Raw genomic sequence first — 18,629 nt, 5'->3', positions numbered from 1 at the left:
CCCCAGCGAGGCCACGGCAGCGATCGCCAACCGATAATAGCCATGAGAATTACCCAGACGGCGACCGCGCCAATAAACCACGGCGACATAAATGCCAGATTGAACAGAATCGCGGACACCAGCGGCGAGATCATCAGCACCAGCCAGCCAATATTGGCGTTACCCCAATAGAGCATCCCGATCGTGATGGCTCCAAACACCAGCGATGTGCCCAAATCCGGCTGAATGAACACCAGTGCCCACGGGACCGCAACCACCAACATCGTCCGCAGCAGTGCTGGAATCGTGGATGCAGTCCGCTCACTCAGCATGGCTGCAACCGTAACAATTGCTCCAAGTTTGGCGAACTCCGAGGGCTGGATATTAAAGCCACCAATAGTAATCCAGCGCTGCGCTCCCAAGGCAGACGTTCCAATAAAAATCACGGCGAGCAGTGAGGCATTGGTGATGCCGTAAATAACCCAGCGCCACTGATACAAGTTCTCATAGCGCCAGCGAGCCAGAATCAGCGCCAGCACTACACCAATCCCGCCTACAATCCAGTGCTGCCACCAATCCGTCCAGCCTTGGTTCAGTTCTGCGCTGCGAATCATCAGCCCGCCAAACACCATCAAACCGACTGGCAGCCCAAACAGCAGCCAATCCACGTCTTGCCAAGGCTGTATGAAAAATTTCCAGCGGATGCGACCAAACGATCGTTGCAGCATTAGAGATTCGTCGTTGTTCAGTGTTGGTAGTAGTTAGCGGTTAGCAAGTAGGACAGAAGCTGTTCGACTAATAACGCCTACGAATTAATAACGAACAGCAAACGGCTTGCTCAGGATAAAGCGGCAACAGAAACGCTTGCGGCAACCCGTTGCGCGATTGCCGTTAGCGCTTTAGCAGAGGCAGACTCCGGTTCGGCAAGGACGATCGGCAATCCGCGATCGCCGCCCTGCCGCAGGGAAATTTCCAGCGGTACACAGCCGAGTAGCGGAACTTGCAGTTCTTGTGCCGCTTTTGCGCCGCCATCAGAGCCAAAAATGTCGTACTGGCGATCGGGCAAATCTGGCGGAATGAAATAGCTCATGTTTTCAACGATGCCCAAGACAGACACGCCAAGCTGCTGAAACATCTTTAAGCCGCGCCGAGAATCCAGTAGGGCAACGGTCTGCGGCGTTGTCACAATGACAGCACCCGCCATCGGCACCGCTTGAGCCAACGTTAGCTGAGCATCTCCGGTTCCGGGCGGCATATCCACAATCAGGTAATCTAGATCGCCCCACTGCACTTGATACAGGAACTGACGAATTACGCCATTCAGCATGGGTCCGCGCCAGATCACAGGCTGGTCCTGATCGATCAAAAAGCCCATTGATACGAGCTTGACACCGTGATTAAACGCAGGCTCCAGAATTTCTCCCTCCTCACCCTGACGCACGGTTATCGAAGCGTTAGAGAGTCCCAGCATCGTTGGTGCATTGGGACCGTAGATGTCCGCGTCGATTAGCCCAACCTTTGCACCTGCCTGCGCCAGCGCCACGGCGATGTTGACGGCAACGGTGCTCTTACCAACGCCTCCCTTGCCACTTGATACCGCAATAATATTTTTCACACCCGCAATGCCTGCTCGATCGGGCAAACTCTTTTGCGTGGGTGTCTCTGCGGTCACGTCTACAGAAACTGACTGGACTCCGGGCAGTGTCCGAACGGCTCGTTCACAATCTTCTACAATGAACTGTCGCAGCGGGCAGGCGGGCGTTGTCAGCACAAGGGTAAAGCGGACGTTTCCGTTGTCGATCGTGACATTCCGAATCATGTTCAGGTCCACTAAGCTCTTGCGGAGTTCAGGGTCCTGCACGGGTTTTAAGACTTCCAGCACCGAACTGGAACTCAACGTTTCTATCATGGGTCCCATCAACCGCGTCTCGCGATCGCTGCGTATTTTGTTTGACTGACTAACGTTGATCTTACCGCCTAGAGGCTCAAGCGCGGGGGGCAGAATTGCCGAATGGACTGTCAGAAAGAAGCGTTGTGTCTGGCACGAAAGGGGACGTGCTCGGGAAGTGATCGATCGCTAAGCCCGTCTCCGCTGCCGCTAATTCTCTAGCATCCTGGTAGCACTCCTCGAAGATCTCAGTGAAGTAAGGTTGTAAGCTGGGGCTGTCTCTGAACGCTTTGTTGAGTCGCTGGCGATGCTCGACGATGCTGGCAATCCAACTGTTCGATCGCTGCTCCGGTTGATAGCGATATTTCAACAGATGCAACAGCAGAATTTTGAGATTGCTGTAAACAGCGCGTTTCTCACTCCGCCCCATGTCCTCGATTTCCTCGAGCAGATTTATTACATCCAGCGCTGAAAGTTGCCTTTCTCGTAGAAGCGTTGCGGTTGTTTCTAACCAGAGATAATAGTCTTGCTGGTACAGAGTAGGAAGATCGATCGACCGTGGCATCATGTTAAAAATCCAAACAGCTTCGTTTGGTGGGCTTTAGGTTGCCCGCGATCGCCTGCTCTGTTGCCTGCGCTAGCTCCGAAGCTACTCGCGCTGCAAACGGACGCATCAGTGACCAAACAAGCGGCGACAGCCAGCCGCGCAGCGTAACCGAATACGACACGCACGCCCCGCAGACCGTGGATTTAACTTGATACGTTACTTGTTCCTCCAGTCCGGGCAGCACCAAAATCCGCACGCTGAGCAACTCTCCAGGGCGCACCCGCTCCACAAAGATCTGAATGGGAATCGGAATCAAGCGGGTTACCGCCTGGTAAATTAATCCCGGCTTAGCCACCAGCCCTCGTGGGACGTTTGTGCTTGCAAGCATCGGATGCCACGACACATCGGCGAGGTCTACTAGCGTTCCCCACAGGTCATCGACCGAGGCAGAACTGAGTACTTGATACGTTCGCGCCAGCTTGCATTGAACCTGACGCTTTCTGCGCCAAACAAATTTGGATGGGAAGCCAAACATCACGCAACCTCGCTGGATGTGATCCCGAAGACGGGTGCTCGATCGTAGAGTTAATGCAGCGCAGATCGTCATCCCTCTCCAGGCTGTTTTCAGCCTACCGCTATAACTCAGATAACGGCATCAAGATTAGTCAATCATCGTTTAGTAACGCAGTTCCCTAATTTGGTAATAAGTGAACCTTATACCAAACCAAGCGTCTAATTCTAAAAGGAACCATCTATCTGTTAGTAATTACTGGCAGAATAATCTGAGCCAGAGTAGCAAAGATCAGGGTTCTGGCGGCTGTGATCTTAAGTTGCTAGAAGCTGTTAGAAGTCTGCGCAGTTGCTAACTTACCTGCTTACGAGGATTGGTGACAACAAGTTCAAATTCCCATCCGGGCACTTGATCAACCAAACTCGTCATTGCTCTAAGATCCTCAGAGCCATTGAGCGTCAGATTTTCCCGAGTGCGGACTTCCACTGCGATCGTCTTATTCTCACCCTTAGCAATCAAATCGAACGAACAGCTTGCCAGGTTTGGCGGCAGCTCTGCGGGAGAAGGATGCAAGGTCACTGCATAGCCTTTCTGCCGATACTCTCGCGCCAGCTTTAACAGCCGTTGATGCTCGAGTTGAGATGAATGTTCTGGGTTACTCATACCTAAGAATGTACTGCTACTCTCCATAATCTACTAGAGGGAAAGAAAGTCAAGTCTCTGAAAGCAACTGTGTAGAAAGCTTCCAGATTCATTGAAGATTCTGCCAATGTAGCTGTTGGCGCTACAACCATCCGAACGCAACGCACCCAGAAACGCCGTAAAAGCTCCCTCGTGGAAGACCTTAACTATCTCACTAACCGATAAATTCCTAGTCTAACTCAGTCGGGTCAGGTGCAGAGTCTACCCGAATATGGAGAAACTCATCGCCGCTACAGAAGCCTTTTGCCAGTACGGAAGACATTCCTTTAACCCGAAATGAGCTATTGAGATTTCGCCGCCGACTGACAAAATCCGTGATCTGGTAATCATCGGCGTAAATAACTCCATTGAGAGCGTCTCGAACAGGCTTCACGATGTTGTCGCTATCGGGAACTCCACTCTCATTTCCAGGTTCTGTATCGTAATAATGGGTAATAACAACCCGTACGTTTTCTCCCGTAGGGTGTGAGTTCCAGTGAGCCTCAGCAGCGTTGCGAACAGTTGTTTTCCAAGCCTGGAGTCGCTTTTTGTCTTTTGTTTGATGAGAGACTGGTTTGCCAGTCACCAGAAATTCAAAGGGCAGCACCGGGGGAGTCATCGGCAGCAGGGGTTGCGCGGGTGGGCGATCGAAGCGGTAGAGTACCCATGACCGTTTTTGTCAAGTAAAAGCAAACATTCTTACTTCATAGTAATTGCGTTCTACTCGACTGGGTGGGACCTGGAACATGTGACGAATGAAATGAGGAGAAAAGTTGCCGCGATCGCCGATTGATTCTGCCTTTGATGCAACATGGAGACGGCTTTTAGACTTCGATCGCACACCCCACTATTGAGTAATTTCTCAGTTCGCTGCATTGATGTGACTCAGTGATCAACGCAATTGTGCTTAACTCTCTGTAATGTTCGTTTGCCGCAGATCCAATTCACGATAGGCTAAGAAAATGTCGAGGCTGTCAGCCAACTGCGATCGTCACAGGCGAGGTGAAAGTTGAGATTGACAGCAGACTCCATAACAATCATTCCCACGCTCGTCTTTTCAGGGACCGATTATATGACTGCGTTTTCTACTGAGCCTACAACCACTCAAGCCTTGCCTCCCAGTGACTCACGCGATCGAGTCAGCCAGTTTTTGCGTGACCTGCAAGACCAGATTTGCCGGGAATTAGAACAGCTTGATGGACACTCTAGCTTCCATGAAGATAGCTGGACCCGTGAAGAGGGTGGCGGTGGACGATCGCGCATCATCCGAGAAGGCAATGTGTTTGAGCAAGGCGGCGTTGGCTTCTCGGAAGTCTGGGGAAAGGATCTGCCACCTTCAATTCTGGTTCAGCGTCCTGAAGCTGCCGGAAATACCTGGTACGCCACTGGCACATCAATGGTGCTGCACCCCCGCAACCCCTACATTCCCACGGTGCATCTCAACTACCGTTACTTTGAGGCGGGTCCAGTATGGTGGTTCGGCGGCGGCATTGACCTGACCCCTTACTATCCTTTTGCCGAAGACGCCCACCATTTTCACAGCACGCTGAAGCGGGTTTGCGACGCGCATCACCCTGAGTATTACCCTGCCTTCAAGCTTTGGTGCGACGAGTATTTTTACCTAAAGCATCGTAAAGAGACCCGAGGCGTTGGAGGAATTTTCTTCGACTATCAGGATAGCCAAGGTGTGCTTTATCCCGTGTCCTACCCAGGGTCGCAGCTTGATACACCGGCTGCTCAGTACAGCAAATCGGCGGGCGCAGTCAACGGACGGACGTGGGAAGACTTGTTCGCCTTTGTGCAGGATTGTGGCAATGCCTTCTTGCCCGCCTACGTTCCGATCGCTGAGAAGCGTCGATCGACCGAGTACAGCGATCGCGAGCGTAATTTCCAGCTCTATCGGCGCGGTCGCTACGTCGAGTTTAATTTAGTCTACGATCGCGGCACAATTTTTGGCTTACAGACTAACGGACGGACTGAATCGATTCTAATGTCGCTGCCGCCCATGGTGCGCTGGGAGTACGGCTTCCAGCCAGAACCAAACACGCATGAGGCAGAGCTGTATGACGTGTTCCTGAAGCCTCAAGATTGGGCAAATTGGACACCGTCTCACTAGGGTTAACTGTAAGGTCAGCTGCGATCGCGGGACGGGTCTGGGTCTATTGCCCTGTACACCCATCCCGCAGTCATACAGCTTGCCTTCAGTCTGCGATGAGCGTCTCTCCAAAATTACGTAATAAACATGCGGTGACCTGTTGCAATAGGGCGCTGGGTGTCAACACTAGAGATCGGTCACGATCGCTGCCTTTCTATACACAGTAAACTGAGTCATGATTAGTCAATCAGGTCTGAACCTGGTAGTCTCAGTTCTAGTTGGACGGTAGCTTGGTTATGCAGCGTTTGGCTCACAATTGCTGAGTCAAGTGACAAATCGTTATTGAATTGCCCTGAATACCCACATTGCACAACAGGAGAGGGGAAGTCATCCCTATGGAGCAAAAATCGATTCATATGGAGCAGAAGACCCACACCGCTCAGGACGGCACTACCGTAATTATCCTGACCCCCAATGGACGCCTGGATATTACTACAGCGTGGCAATTCCGGCTCAAACTCCAGGAGTGCATCTCGAAGTTGAGTCGGCATGTGGTCGTGAATCTGGGTCAGGTGAACTTTATTGATAGTTCTGGATTAACCTCGTTGGTCGCTGGAATGCGCGATGCAGACAAAGTGAGAGGTAGTTTCCGTATCTGCAACGTTCACCCTGAAGCCAAGCTGGTGTTTGAAGTCACGATGATGGATTCGGTGTTCGAGATTTTTGACACCGAAGAAGAAGCCCTCGAAGGCGTACCTAGAGGCATTGCTAGCTAGTAGTGCTGCCGCTTGGTGAACCGATAGGGACCCATGAGCGCTCCCCATAGGGTGGCTCCTGTTTTCGGGTCAACGCCTTTGTCATAGCTGAAAAACTCGGTGGGGCTACTCTCGAAGCCCAAAATAACCTGACGAGTTTCGCCCTCGTAGGAGAAGTAGCAGCGGGCATCTGCTGGGGGAGACGCCACGAAGCGATCGTCCCCCGTCTCAATCACCTGTAGAATGCATCCCGGCAGCAACTCTACCGAGTCGATCGTTACGCGCTCCAGCATTTCGGGGCGCTGACCTGCTCCCCGTATGGCTGCCGGATTGTGAAAGCCGTAGTACTGGACTTGAAGCGACTGGGCATCGTCTGATGGCTTTAGCCGTAAGAGCCGCTGTCGATAGGGCTGATCCAGCTTCACGATATTTGCCTGTTCTGCAAATATTGTGAAGCTGTCATCCGTAAATAGAGCAATGGGACAGTGCCACTGCCGAAGATGCACAAACCAGGCAGGATCTGCCATTGCCTGCTCTTGGTTATCAAACTCGCCTGTCAGGTAGTTGGCCAGTTGAAGCAGCGTTGGAGAAAGCGCCATAAAATTACAAATTCTGAGTCATGAATTTTGAGTTGAACCTCTCTGTTCAATTCTCATAGCTCAGAATTAATCCTTAGCCACTAAAAACTGATAACTCTTTGCAACTTGGCAAACGCCGCGTCAAGCGCGAAAATGGGATCACGTCGCCATCAGAATCTTGCTGTGAATAACGTCCGCACCGTCTCCGATACTAAGCGAGCCTTTTACACGACTCACACCCGCCCGATCAATTCGATCTACCGTCGGGTGGTGGAGGAGTTAATGGTTGAAATGCACTTGCTCGCTGTTCATGCGGACTTCCGCTATGACCCGTTTTATGCGCTCGGCGTCGTTACCTCGTTCGATCGCTTCATGCAGGGCTACCGTCCCGAGCAAGACAAAGCTTCGATTTTTGAGGGATTGTGTCGTGCTTTGCAGGATGACCCTCAACGGTATCGTCAGGATGCCGAGCGGCTACAGAGCCTTGCGAGCCGTTTGTCTGGTAAAGAACTTGTAGCGTGGCTATCGCTGGGGGAATCTGCTCCAGATGCTAACGATCTGCAAGAGCAACTGCGAGGAATCGCGCACAACGCCAAGTTTAAGTACAGTCGTCTGTTTGCGATCGGTCTATTCACCCTGGTAGAGCAGGGAGATGCTGATCTAGTTAAAGATGAAACTCAGCGAGTTGCTGCACTGAAGCAGATTTGCACCGCGCTCAACTTGCCTGAAGACAAGCTGCAAAAGGATCTAGACCTCTACCGCAGCAATTTAGAGAAGATGGCTCAGGCGCGAATCGTTATGGAAGATGCGCTTAAGGCAGAACGTAAGAAGCGAGAAGAACGGGAAAAGGCAAAGGCAGTGACGTCGGCAGCGTCGGATGCCTCAGAACCTAGAGACGAAGCTGCTTCGGAACCTTAGGGTTAAGATTGGCGGTGATTATTGCCGCCACATCTGGATTGGGCAGACTACGGGGTGAAGAAAGGATTGAGGCACGCCTCAAGTCTCTGCTTAGCCCCTCTACCCAATGCCACCTATGGTCCACTTTCCGCCGATCGAGCCACAGGGTCACTACCGCTACGATCCTTCGACGCTGGAGCCGCAAGGTCCCGCCCGTTTGTTTCCTTACACAGGTGATGACGGCACGCTGCGATACATTGCGACTAAACTGCGGCAGAATTTGTTGTATCAGGGGAAACTCTCGCCGCCTTGGAGCCTGCTGCTGCAACAGCTAGAAGCCGCACAGAAGGCAACTGATGAGAGTTGGATTCGGGTAACAACGCTTTTAGCAGACTTCGAGATCTTTCAGTCCGACTGGTTTAACTTGGATTTGCCGTCGGATGAGCAATTCAATACCGATTACGTGCGATCGCGTCGTGAAATGACGCTGACGCTACTGTTTGCACGCCGCGCAGGGCAAACAGCCACTCAGCCAGATCAGGCGCGATCGCGGTTCTACAGCGCTTTGGAAACACGCGGACGCTCCCTTCCTGTGGTCAGTCACATTCACCAGCGCGATAGCGGATTGAGCGATCGTGAGTTTGCTCGTCAGCGTCTAGCAGGACAGAACCCGATGGTGCTGCAGCGCGTGCAGTCCTCAGACTCCTTGCCAGCGTGGGCAGAACGTTCCTGTACGCTGGCGGACGGACGGGAGCTTGATCTTGTGCAACTTGCAGAGAACGATCGACTGTTTGTGGCAGACTACCCCCTGCTGCAATTTGCTCCAAGCGACTTGCAGGCTGGTCGCTACGTGGGTAGCCCAGTGGCGCTGTTTCAGCGCTCGTCGGACGGACTGGAACCTTTGCTGATTCAGATTGAGCCGGGACGGGTAATTGCGCCCAACGACCCTGCTGATGACTGGATGCGAGCAAAGCTGTGTGTGCAGACGGCAGATGTCACCCATCACGAATTGCTTGCTCATTTGTGCTACACCCACTTGGCAATGGAAGCCTTTGCGATCGCCACTCCGCGGCAGCTTCCCGTCACCCATCCGGTTTACACTCTGCTGCGTCCTCACTTCCGCTTTCTGCTAGCGATTAATACGCGAGGCAACACGATTTTGCTGGGAGAGGGAGCCGCGATCGACAAGCTCATGGCTCCAACGCGCGACGCTTGCTTAGACCTGATGAACCGAGCCTATCGCGCTCGTCCATTCTCGGACTACGCCCTGCCTACCGATATTCAGCAGCGCGGTCTGGAGCCGGAGTTCCTACCAGAGTTTCCCTACCGAGACGACGCGCGGCTGCTATGGGATGCGATCGCCCACTACGTTACTCGCTACCTGCACCGCTACTACCCAGACGATCGAGCCGTGCTGCTGGACCCGTACCTGCAAGCGTGGGCAGCAGAACTGGGGTTACCGCTGGAGGCGCGTCCTACTGACTTTCCTCAAGCGCCTGCTTGGGTTCCTAAAGAGTGGATTGTGCAAACCGGGCTGGAGCCTGCGTTGCCAGATTATGCTCGCGTTCCTGGTTTGCTGCCCGACGGGAAACTGGCGAATTTGCAGCAGTTGATTGACCTAGCCACTACAGTCATTTTCACCTGCGGTCCGCAACATGCTGCTGTGAACTTTAGCCAGTTCGACTACGTAGGCTACACGCCGAATGCACCGCTAGCGCTCTACAGCCGACCCGACACGCCTGCATCACTGGCGCAACTGCTTCCACCGATCGAGCAGGATTTGGGACAAATGGAGCTAGCCTTTGCGCTTAGCGGAATTCGCTGGGGACAGCTTGGCAGTCCCGACCTGATCAAGTTTGCAGACGCAGGCGATCGCGAAACGCTGGCACAGTTTCAAACAGACCTGCTGACGATTGAACAGACGATTCAAAAGCGAGATCGCCAGCGTTTGATGAACACTGGAATTGCCTATCCCTATCTACTGCCGTCTCGTATTCCGAACAGCATTAATATTTGAGCGCTACCGCAGGCATTCTCTAATAGCAATCCGCCATTTAGTAAGCCGAAATAAAGGTGCCCCTGAGGGTGATTCTAAAGCCGGAAACTGCTGCCTATACTTCAAATATCCAGGTAGTTAAGTACGCAAACACAGTAACCTGAATGCGCAAATGGCTAATCTCAATTAGCGAATGACTATGTTCGAGTTCTTTGTGTTTACTGACTTAGCACAGAATGCTGACCTAGAAAAAACAGTCAATCAATAGGTTCTCTTCATTCTGTGCTACTGCCGATTTAAGCAAATTTGAGGAGGTGACTGCTCGTGCGATCGCAGCTCAACCGCTGGTTAATTCGGTTATTGATCTGCGGATTTGTGATTCTCTTGCAAGCATCTACCGTGGCACATTGCTCAGCGGCATCGCTAGAGCTCGATCGTAGTAACACTCGTCTAACAGCATCTATGGCACTTCTTCATATTGCTTTACAAGAAGGATTTGTGAAAGATTCGGTGATTATTCGTGCCGATCAGCAGGAAGTCTTTCAGCAGCAAACCGTGACAACTCGAACCCAAATTGGTTTGGCAGAGTGGGTAGAAATCAATTTACCAGAGGGACAAACCACCCTTGAGATTGCTGTGCCATCGAAAGGAATTACTCAAACAATTCCACTTCAGCTTTCAGGAAACGTTTACCTAGGGCTTTCAATAACGCCAGACAGCAGACTGGAGCATCAGCTTTCTAAGGAAGCCTTTGGATATCTGTAGACGATCGTTCTAAAAGCAGTTTAGCTTCATTAAAATTTGCCGCTTCCAATGCAGTTGATCGTGTCACCTGCACCGAGGCACGATGCAAATTCTTGCGGTGAATCATGGTTTGAGAAGCCGCACCTAAACAGCCATTCGCTAATTGCTTTCCTACCCACATTGTTCCACTAACTCAACCGTTTGTACCAGTATTAACCCCTACCAACAGGAGACTTTTATGGATGAGCAATTTTTTGAAGCCTACGAAGAGTTCGCGCAGGCTTCTGGTAGTTCCGTTTCCGTCCCGAATCCAATTCCCGTGCCGCTGCCTCGTCCGATTCCAATGCCACAACCCCTGCCGTTTCCACTGCTGCTGCGGGCAAGTGGACTGTATGAGTCGGTCAGTCCGCCTCCCAATTCTCCCGGACCCGTGGCTCCCCCAATTTCGTTGCCGCGCGTGGTCCGTGAGCTTCGCTTAGATGTCGATGGGCTATATCCGCAAATGACGGCTAGCGGCAGCGAATCGAGCGTGCTTTTCAGCGTTCACTGGATTGCCAAACTTAGTGAAGCCGAGGACGATACCTGGGAAGGCGATATCTGGTACAAAGACGGCTCAGCGTTTCCTTACACGCACGTCAAAATTCAGGTGACGCGCAGTTTTGCAGTCAGTGGGCAGAAAGCGAGAGTTACGCTGTCGGGTGGCGGCAGCAGCAGCGATCGCGTCTTGGACTACCGCTTCAAGAACCGTTATTTCCATCCAGTGGAATTTGAATTGGATAGCACCGCTGACACCAGCGTGGTCAGCAGCATCGAAACCCACGCCCACCCCACTCGCCCTGCGGATCTTCCCAATGAAACCCTCAGCATCGAGAAAGTGTTTCAACGGGCAGGTTTCAAAGTCACAAACTCCGGTGGCGATAGCGTTGTGCCCATTAGCGGCGCAGGTGCGAACTCGCGCTGGAGCGATGCGGAAATGCACGATGCCATGCAGACCTACTGGTCGCGGTTCGATAACCGTCCGCAATGGTCGATGTGGGTTCTGTTTGCTGCCCTACACGAGCAAGGCAGCGGCTTAGGCGGCATCATGTTCGACGATATTGGACCGAACCATCGTCAGGGAACCGCCATTTTTAACAACGCCTTTATTTCGGTGCCGCCTGCGGGTGACGTGGCTCCAGAGGCGTGGGTGCAGCGGATGCGCTTCTGGACGGCGTGCCACGAGATAGGGCACAGCTTTAATCTGGCGCATTCCTGGCAAAAGCAGCATCCAGCCAACTGGGGCACTCCATGGATTCCGCTGACGAATGAGCCGGAGGTCCGCAGCTTCATGAACTATCCGTACCGAGTTGCGGGAGGACAAGCTGCCTTTTTCACCAATTTTGAGTTTCGGTTTAGCGATAGTGAGCTACTGTTCTTGCGTCATGCGCCCGCCCGCTTTGTGCAAATGGGGAATGCGAACTGGTTTGACAAGCACGGCTTTGAGGAGCACGACGGGCACAGCCACGCGGCAACGGATCTAACGCTGCAAGTGCGGGTGAACCGATCAACGCCGATCTTCGAGTTTATGGAACCAGTAGTAGTGGAACTGAAGCTGACCAACACCTCGACAGAGCCGAAGCTGGTGAGCGATCGCCTCCTGTCCGAAGTCGATCACATGATTGTGATTTTGAAAAAGGACCACCAGGAGGCGCGGCAGTTCTTGCCCTATGCCAACTACTGCTGGCAAAACCAAACCAAAGTGCTGATGCCAGGAGAATCGGTGTATGAGTCACTGTTTATCTCGGCAGGTCGCAACGGCTGGGATTTAGCAGAGCCGGGCTATTACACGATTCAGGTTGCCGTGCACTCTCATCAAGAGGAGACAGACATCGTCTCCAATCCGCTGCGAATTCGCGTCGCACCTCCGCGCAGCTACGACGAGGAGTTTCTGGCGCAAGATTTCTTCTCGGATGAGGTTGGTCGCATTCTCGCCTTCGACGGCAGTCGGCTGCTGAACAAGGGAAATGATACGCTGCGGCAAGTGGTGGACCAGTTGGGCGATCGCTCCGTTGCCATCCACGCCCAAGTTGCGCTGGGTAGCGCGTTAGCACAACCCTACAAACAACTGGTGATTCCGGGCACACTGCCAGAGAAGCTGATTCAGGTGAGCGCACCCAATGAGGCAGAAGCCCAAGCGCAACTGAGTACGGCGTTAGTTAGCGATGCGCAGCAAGCGGCAAAAACCCTTGGGCACATAGACTTCAAGTACTATGTTGATCGCTTTAGCAACTGGCTAGTCGGACAGGGCGATCTCCAACAGGCACGGCAGGTTCAGCACCTGTTGTACGACACGCTGGCAAGCCGAAAGGTGAGCGATCTCGTTCTTCACAGCATCAAGCAGCGCCTAGACGACTGATGCACCGTCAGTACTAAGTCCTCGTGAGTGAGGGGAAGCGGAGAATTGAGCGGGATTTCGACCTGCGGATTCTCCGTTTTCTGCTGTTTAGTCATCTCGCTACGTCTACGATTTCAGCCTGAGCTGCTCTCGGAATCGCTGTCGATCGAATGATCGAATGGGCGTAGGGGCGACGTTATTTTGCTTCTGCGTTTGCCAGCTCAATTTTGTACAAAACCTTGAACAATTCCGTTTGCCAGAATTTAAAGATTGGCTACTGCTCTATCAAGTTTTGTCTTATCTTTACAAACTCTTTGCAAAAGATCTGATGAAGTTTGACAGATTTTCACCTGCTGTCTCCGGAGGAATACTACCGTATCTATACGGTGGATCGTGCGGATCAGCAATTCTGAGACGGTGCTCACGGCGATCAAAAGTCTGATCGAGTAGACACATCCGCCATCGTGTACATCCACGGCTGAGGAAAAGGCACTCTATGAAACATCCTGTTATTGCGATCGGGCTAGACGCCGCCGATCCCTCAATCATTGAAGGCTGGATGGCTCAGGGACATCTGAAGACACTGAGCCGTCTGCGTGATCAAGGCGCGTACACTCGGCTGGAAACGTTCAGCCACTACCGTGCGGAAACGCCCTGGACAACCTTTCTAACGGGATGCTCACCGAAAAACACTGGGTACTGGTCTCCTGTTAAGTACGACGAAGCCACCTACGGTGTAACCGACATCGGTGCGTATGATTTCTCGGAGTACTTGCCGTTCTACGCGCTGGGGTCGGACTATCGCGTTGCAGTGTTCGACATGCCGCAGTCTAAGCTGTCCGAGCAAGCAAACGGTCCGCAAGTGCTCGCTTGGGGCGCACACTCTGCTTTGACACCCAGTGAGTCGCTTCCAGCTCACTTGTTTCAGGAACTCGTCACTCAGCACGGCGAGCATCCTGTCTTTAACAAGGACCACGCTGACACCCGCAACTTGCCTGCCCTCATTGAACTTAAAGACCACCTGGTTACAGGCATTCACCGCCGCGCTAAGATCTGCCAGGACCTGCTTCAGCGGGAACCGTGGGACCTGTTTCTAACTGTTTTTGGCGAAACTCACTCAGCCGGACACTTCTTCTGGCACCTGAGCCAGCCGGAGCATCCGCTATATGAAGTAATGGGCAAAGCGGCACCCGATCTGATGCTGGAAACGTTTGTCGAGATCGATCGGGCGATCGGGGACATTCTCAGTAAAGCGCCAGAAAACGCCACTGTGTTGGTCTTTGCCGCGCACGGCATGGGGTCGAACGTGATGGACTTGCCCAGCATGTTCTTCCTGCCGGAATTGATGTACCGCTTTAATTTTGGCAAGCCAGGCTTTGCTCCAGGCAAGCTGGGAGCGCCACTGCCACCTCCAAAGACAAGCTTTAAAAAGCGCGGCTGGCTAGGAGAAGTCTGGAGTCTGAAGGCAGACTCCAATCCTGTACGAAGTTTTCTGCGCCAAAACGCGCCAACTAAAGTGTTTGAGCGCCTCGAGCCGCTCTTTGGTGCTTCCCCAGAGACGGACTTGCTTGCACCACACACGCTAATGGCAGAGGGAGACGAACTGTATTTCCAGCCTGCCCGTTGGTATCAGCCGTTCTGGCCACAGATGAAAGCCTTTGCGCTGCCCAGCTACTCCGAGGGCTACATCCGCATCAACCTCAAAGGGCGAGAGCCTCAGGGCATTGTTGAACCCGCAGAGTACGACGCGCTGTGCGATGAGCTAACCCAACTGCTGTACAACCTCAAGGATGCTCGAACTGGACAGCCAATGGTTCGTGGCGTAACGCGGACTCGTGAACATGCCAGCGATCGCGACCCCAAGCTGCCGGACGCAGATTTGGTGGTGCTGTGGCAGGAAGACCACGCAGCCGATACAGTAGACAGTCCCGAACTCGGTCGTGTGGGTCCTGTTCCCTACCTGCGAACGGGTAGCCACCGCTCCAGAGGCTTTTTCTTGGCGCACGGTCCCAAGGTCACCCCTGGTACCCTGCCACCGGGTCACTCGCTCGATCTCGCGCCGACAATTCTCACCCTGCTGGAATCGCCGATTCCTTCCTACATTGAGGGCAAGTCTCTGTTAGAAGTTGCGCCTAAAGTTGCCGTTTAGTCCACATCTCGCAAGTTCACACGTATTATGTCAATCACCTGTGTTGCTCAAGGTTGCATTCCTCCGAAAAATTTTTCAAAGTATAGGGATTAACTAAAAATCCTGAATTTTGTCACTTCGGAGCGTTCATGAAGACCATTCAGTCTGTGTCGCGGTATTTTCCCGATCAATGTGGAGGCATTCAAATCCATCTAAGTGACCTCATTCCTGCCCTGCGGACGTACGGTGTTCAAAGCACCGTGGCGGCGGCGCAGGCAGGTAGCCGGGAATCTACTTACGAGTATGAAGGGGTTGAGGTCCATCGCTACTCGATCGGTGCGGTTCCTATCTCAGAACCTAACCACGGGCAGCTTTCTCCCTCCAGCGTTGAACGGTTCGCGGAGTGGCTAATTCAACAGGATGCGGATGTTTATCACCAGCACCATTGGACACCGGACTGTGGACTGCCGCATTTGCAAGCCGCGAAATCGCTGGGTATGGCAACTGTGGTAACGATTCACTTACCCGTGCCGGTGTGCCAGCGCAAGACTCTGATGCTTGAGGGTCGCCAAGCCTGCGACGGGCGTATTGATTTGGCACGCTGTAGTCGCTGCTGTGGAGTACCCGCGTTTCTGCCTGCCCCAGCGCTTCAGGTGCTCAGTCACCTACCCATGCCGCTGAGTCAGGGGGTCCAGCGGGTGCTGAATCGCACGGATCGCTTCGCGGTTCCGCTGAAGACCACCATGAACGCGATGCTGTCGCCGCTGGCGATTCCAACGTTTGTGGCGGCGCGTCGGAATCGCCTGATGGAGATGGCACGGTTGAGCGATCGTATTGTGGCAGTTAGTCAGTGGCTCTATGACACGCTGCGACTTAATGGCGTCCCGGAGGAAAAGCTGGTGCTGTATCGCTGCGGCGTGGCAACTGGCTTTCAGCGCTCAACCGCAGCACCTACAACCAATCCGTTGAGGGTTGGGTTTATCGGTCGCTGGAATGCAAATAAAGGACTGCACGTGCTTCTGGATGCACTGCAGCTTTTGCCCGCCAACGCGCCGATCGAACTTGTGATCCACAGCATTGAGGATGACGAGTTGTACCGACGACAGATGATGCGACGCATTGCTGGAGACCCCCGCATTCGAGTTGCGTCCGCGCTGTCTCATCAAGATTTGCCAGCAGCCGTGTCTAATTTGAGCCTGCTGGCAGTACCTTCTCAGTGGCTAGAAACGGGACCGCTGGTGATTCTGGAGGCTCATGCCTGTGGGGTTCCCGCTGTTGGCTCGAATCTGGGCGGCATTGCTGAACTGATTCACCACGGTGTTGATGGACTCTTGATACCGCCCAACGATGCCCAAGCTTGGGCGGCGATGCTGCTTCAACTGATTGAGAATCCAGATCTGCTCGATCGCTGGCGGCAGGGCATCCGTCCCGTCCGCGCGATCGAGACCGAGGCGATGCAAATTGCCGCGCTGTATCGCGATATTCTCAGCCGCTCGGTTGCTCAATCGTCCGAGGTTGCCAGCTATTGCTGATTGTCGCCGAAAATACTTAACGTCGTTCTGCTGCCCGCTGCCTGAAAATCGTCCATTGGGGTTCTATGCCGCTCATTTCTGTAATCATTCCAGTCTTTAATGGTGCGAAAACGATTCGGGACACGATCGCTTCGGTTCTGGCTCAGTCGTTCTCGGAGTTTGAGCTGCTGATTATTAATGATGGCTCCACAGACGACACTCTCGCTGTTGTTTCCAGCTTTGATGACCCGCGGATTCAAGTGTTTTCCTACCCAAATGCCGGATCAAATCCCAGCCGAAATCGTGGTATTGACCACGCCAGGGGAGAGTATATTTCCTTCATTGACGCCGACGACCTGTGGACTCCTGACAAGCTTGCCGCCCAGCGACAGGCGCTACAGGCTCAGCCACAGGCAGCCGTTGCCTATAGCTGGACCGACTGCATCGACGAGCAGGGGCAGTATTTGCGCCAGGGTGCCCACGCGACGATCGCCGGGAATGTGCTTGCTAACTTCCTGCTGACAGACTGCATTGGCAGCGGCTCGAACGTGCTAGTCCGTAAATCGGCTTTGGTCGAGGTCGGCAAGTTTGATGAGTCGCTTGCCAACGCCCAAGACTGGGACATGTGGCTGCGGCTCGCGGCTCGCTACCCGTTTGCCTGCGTTCCCAAAGTCCAAGTTCTCTACCGCGTCTCGGCGGGGTCGCTATCGAGCAATGTTCAGCGCATGGCAACCGCTAGCTTTCGCGTCATTGAGCGGTCGTTTGCCCAAGCGCCCGCTACGCTTCAGCACCTGAAGCCGCACAGCTTGGGAAATCGCTATAAATTCCTTACTTTTCGATCGCTTCAGGGCAATCCCACCCGTCAGAAGGGCGTCTTGGCGCTCCAGTACTTATGGAATGCAGTCCGCTACGACCCAACCCTGCTGCGGACGCGACTGCTGTGGAAGGTGCTGTTGGCGATCGCCGTCATGGGGCTGCTGCCGACCGCACAGGCACAAGCGCTGATCGCCCGACGGCAACGGCTGTTCAATCTTTATGGGCTGCTGGCGCGGATGCACCTCGACCCGAGTCGGTTCGCCCCCTCGATCGAGCCGTTGCCGTCGGCGGTTTCTGAACCTAGCTAACTGCTATACACAATCGCTGTTATTGAGTTAAAGGGATGGAATGCTGTAATGTGGGTTAAATTAACTGCCATTTTCACGCTCATGGCAACTGGGGTTACACTGGGTCCGGTGCTGCCTGCGGTAGCACTGCCACTCTCACCCGGCGATCGCGTGCGGATTCTAACTCCACTAGATGACGATTTGCCAGATGAAAGCCGCTTCCGCATCAGCGGGCTGTACGAGGTTAACCTTGATGGAACCATTCAATTGCCCTTTCTAGATGCTCAACGGGCAGCAGGTTTGGAGCCTGTGGAGGTTGAGAGGAGCCTGTCTCAACTGCTGATTAGCAGAGGTATTTTCCGAGCAGAGACGCTACAGCTTAGCGTGCGCGTGGCGCAATGGGCACCCGTCCAGGTTACGGTTGCTGGAGAAACATTCTTCCCCGGTCGCGTTCTGATCAACGCCTTACCGGAGAGCGACGACAACCCAACCCCTCGTCCGCGCAGTGCCCCTGAAGCAGTCACGGGTGAAAACCCGCCAGAACGCTATCTGAGTGCAGCAATCCGGAGCGCGGGAGGGGTAAAGCCGACGGCTGATATCCGCAATATCCGCTTGATTCGCGGCAGCGAGGAGCGAACTCTGGATATGTCAGGCATTATTACAGGACAGCCCGTTCCAGACTTGCCGCTGATTGCGGGTGACCAGGTGATTGTGCCGAAGCTAGCAACTACTCAGAGCGACCTGGTTCGCCCCTCGCAGCTGACGCCGCAGCGAGTCTCAATTCTGTACTCGAATCTGACGGAGCCGAGCAGCCAGGGTGGGGATACGATGGAAATGGAGTA

Annotated in this window: 17 protein-coding genes; 10 read left to right on the top strand and 7 right to left on the bottom strand. The window is 53.6% G+C overall.

The window, feature by feature from the left end:
• The 6 genes from H6F43_RS18655 to H6F43_RS18630 form a co-directional block, all read right to left on the bottom strand.
• Nucleotides 1-707: FtsW/RodA/SpoVE family cell cycle protein (locus H6F43_RS18655; RefSeq protein WP_190344259.1), on the bottom strand; the 707-nt coding region annotated here is incomplete at its 3' end.
• 110 nt (nt 708-817) lie between these two features.
• Complete coding sequence (locus H6F43_RS18650; RefSeq protein WP_190344257.1) at nt 818-1,888, bottom strand: Mrp/NBP35 family ATP-binding protein; 1,071 nt, start codon at nt 1,886-1,888, stop codon at nt 818-820.
• 76 nt (nt 1,889-1,964) lie between these two features.
• Nucleotides 1,965-2,432 (bottom strand): DUF29 domain-containing protein, encoded by a 468-nt coding sequence (locus H6F43_RS18645; protein ID WP_190344255.1) that lies wholly within the window; start codon nt 2,430-2,432, stop codon nt 1,965-1,967.
• 4 nt (nt 2,433-2,436) lie between these two features.
• Nucleotides 2,437-2,949, bottom strand: coding sequence for an SRPBCC family protein (locus tag H6F43_RS18640; protein ID WP_190344267.1), 513 nt, complete (start codon nt 2,947-2,949; stop codon nt 2,437-2,439).
• A gap of 327 nt (nt 2,950-3,276) precedes the next feature.
• Complete coding sequence (locus tag H6F43_RS18635) at nt 3,277-3,588, bottom strand: hypothetical protein (protein ID WP_190344253.1); 312 nt, start codon at nt 3,586-3,588, stop codon at nt 3,277-3,279.
• 208 nt (nt 3,589-3,796) lie between these two features.
• Complete coding sequence (locus H6F43_RS18630) at nt 3,797-4,225, bottom strand: RusA family crossover junction endodeoxyribonuclease (RefSeq protein ID WP_199290443.1); 429 nt, start codon at nt 4,223-4,225, stop codon at nt 3,797-3,799.
• A 453-nt stretch (nt 4,226-4,678) separates the two neighbouring features.
• Here H6F43_RS18630 and hemF point away from each other — a divergent pair, with 453 nt between their 5' ends.
• Together hemF and H6F43_RS18620 are read left to right on the top strand one after the other, a co-directional pair.
• The gene (gene hemF / locus H6F43_RS18625; protein ID WP_190344251.1) at nt 4,679-5,722 is read left to right on the top strand and encodes an oxygen-dependent coproporphyrinogen oxidase; all 1,044 of its coding nucleotides are present in this window, start codon (nt 4,679-4,681) and stop codon (nt 5,720-5,722) included.
• Nucleotides 5,723-6,096: 374 nt separating this feature from the next.
• Nucleotides 6,097-6,477, top strand: coding sequence for an STAS domain-containing protein (locus tag H6F43_RS18620; RefSeq protein ID WP_190344249.1), 381 nt, complete (start codon nt 6,097-6,099; stop codon nt 6,475-6,477).
• On the opposite strand, the gene H6F43_RS18615 is transcribed toward H6F43_RS18620, so the two are convergent.
• Nucleotides 6,474-7,055, bottom strand: a complete 582-nt coding sequence (locus H6F43_RS18615; RefSeq protein ID WP_190344247.1) for a chromophore lyase CpcT/CpeT — start codon at nt 7,053-7,055, stop codon at nt 6,474-6,476. The genes H6F43_RS18620 and H6F43_RS18615 overlap by 4 nt on opposite strands.
• A gap of 162 nt (nt 7,056-7,217) precedes the next feature.
• Here H6F43_RS18615 and psb29 point away from each other — a divergent pair, with 162 nt between their 5' ends.
• From psb29 to H6F43_RS18575, 8 genes are all read left to right on the top strand, one after another.
• Nucleotides 7,218-7,952, top strand: a complete 735-nt coding sequence (psb29, locus tag H6F43_RS18610) for a photosystem II biogenesis protein Psp29 (protein WP_190344263.1) — start codon at nt 7,218-7,220, stop codon at nt 7,950-7,952.
• 115 nt (nt 7,953-8,067) lie between these two features.
• Nucleotides 8,068-9,948 (top strand): lipoxygenase family protein, encoded by a 1,881-nt coding sequence (locus H6F43_RS18605; protein ID WP_190344245.1) that lies wholly within the window; start codon nt 8,068-8,070, stop codon nt 9,946-9,948.
• A 441-nt stretch (nt 9,949-10,389) separates the two neighbouring features.
• Nucleotides 10,390-10,692, top strand: a complete 303-nt coding sequence (locus tag H6F43_RS18600; RefSeq protein WP_190344243.1) for a hypothetical protein — start codon at nt 10,390-10,392, stop codon at nt 10,690-10,692.
• A gap of 217 nt (nt 10,693-10,909) precedes the next feature.
• Nucleotides 10,910-13,066 (top strand): hypothetical protein, encoded by a 2,157-nt coding sequence (locus H6F43_RS18595; RefSeq protein ID WP_199290441.1) that lies wholly within the window; start codon nt 10,910-10,912, stop codon nt 13,064-13,066.
• 475 nt (nt 13,067-13,541) lie between these two features.
• Nucleotides 13,542-15,194, top strand: a complete 1,653-nt coding sequence (locus tag H6F43_RS18590) for an alkaline phosphatase family protein (protein ID WP_190344241.1) — start codon at nt 13,542-13,544, stop codon at nt 15,192-15,194.
• 128 nt (nt 15,195-15,322) lie between these two features.
• The gene (locus H6F43_RS18585) at nt 15,323-16,705 is read left to right on the top strand and encodes a glycosyltransferase (protein WP_190344235.1); all 1,383 of its coding nucleotides are present in this window, start codon (nt 15,323-15,325) and stop codon (nt 16,703-16,705) included.
• 65 nt (nt 16,706-16,770) lie between these two features.
• Nucleotides 16,771-17,808 (top strand): glycosyltransferase, encoded by a 1,038-nt coding sequence (locus H6F43_RS18580; protein WP_190344234.1) that lies wholly within the window; start codon nt 16,771-16,773, stop codon nt 17,806-17,808.
• Nucleotides 17,809-17,889: 81 nt separating this feature from the next.
• Nucleotides 17,890-18,629, top strand: a 740-nt coding sequence (locus H6F43_RS18575) for a polysaccharide biosynthesis/export family protein (RefSeq protein ID WP_190344232.1), incomplete at its 3' end; no start/stop codon positions are given.

The sequence above is a fragment of the Leptolyngbya sp. FACHB-36 genome (assembly GCF_014695955.1).
Classification (GTDB): Bacteria; Cyanobacteriota; Cyanobacteriia; order Leptolyngbyales; family Leptolyngbyaceae; genus FACHB-36.
This window is presented reverse-complemented; position numbering and strand designations above follow the sequence as displayed.

What these genes read in the sequence shown, in the direction of transcription:
- H6F43_RS18650 (WP_190344257.1), bottom strand. Translation starts at nt 1,888, where the DNA reads ATGATAGAAACGTTGAGTTCCAGTTCGGTGCTGGAAGTCTTAAAACCC.
- H6F43_RS18645 (WP_190344255.1), bottom strand. Translation starts at nt 2,432, where the DNA reads ATGCCACGGTCGATCGATCTTCCTACTCTGTACCAGCAAGACTATTAT.
- H6F43_RS18640 (WP_190344267.1), bottom strand. Translation starts at nt 2,949, where the DNA reads ATGTTTGGCTTCCCATCCAAATTTGTTTGGCGCAGAAAGCGTCAGGTT.
- H6F43_RS18635 (WP_190344253.1), bottom strand. Translation starts at nt 3,588, where the DNA reads ATGAGTAACCCAGAACATTCATCTCAACTCGAGCATCAACGGCTGTTA.
- H6F43_RS18630 (WP_199290443.1), bottom strand. Translation starts at nt 4,225, where the DNA reads ATGACTCCCCCGGTGCTGCCCTTTGAATTTCTGGTGACTGGCAAACCA.
- hemF (WP_190344251.1), top strand. Translation starts at nt 4,679, where the DNA reads ATGACTGCGTTTTCTACTGAGCCTACAACCACTCAAGCCTTGCCTCCC.
- H6F43_RS18620 (WP_190344249.1), top strand. Translation starts at nt 6,097, where the DNA reads ATGGAGCAAAAATCGATTCATATGGAGCAGAAGACCCACACCGCTCAG.
- H6F43_RS18615 (WP_190344247.1), bottom strand. Translation starts at nt 7,055, where the DNA reads ATGGCGCTTTCTCCAACGCTGCTTCAACTGGCCAACTACCTGACAGGC.
- H6F43_RS18605 (WP_190344245.1), top strand. Translation starts at nt 8,068, where the DNA reads ATGGTCCACTTTCCGCCGATCGAGCCACAGGGTCACTACCGCTACGAT.
- H6F43_RS18600 (WP_190344243.1), top strand. Translation starts at nt 10,390, where the DNA reads ATGGCACTTCTTCATATTGCTTTACAAGAAGGATTTGTGAAAGATTCG.
- H6F43_RS18595 (WP_199290441.1), top strand. Translation starts at nt 10,910, where the DNA reads ATGGATGAGCAATTTTTTGAAGCCTACGAAGAGTTCGCGCAGGCTTCT.
- H6F43_RS18590 (WP_190344241.1), top strand. Translation starts at nt 13,542, where the DNA reads ATGAAACATCCTGTTATTGCGATCGGGCTAGACGCCGCCGATCCCTCA.
- H6F43_RS18585 (WP_190344235.1), top strand. Translation starts at nt 15,323, where the DNA reads ATGAAGACCATTCAGTCTGTGTCGCGGTATTTTCCCGATCAATGTGGA.
- H6F43_RS18580 (WP_190344234.1), top strand. Translation starts at nt 16,771, where the DNA reads ATGCCGCTCATTTCTGTAATCATTCCAGTCTTTAATGGTGCGAAAACG.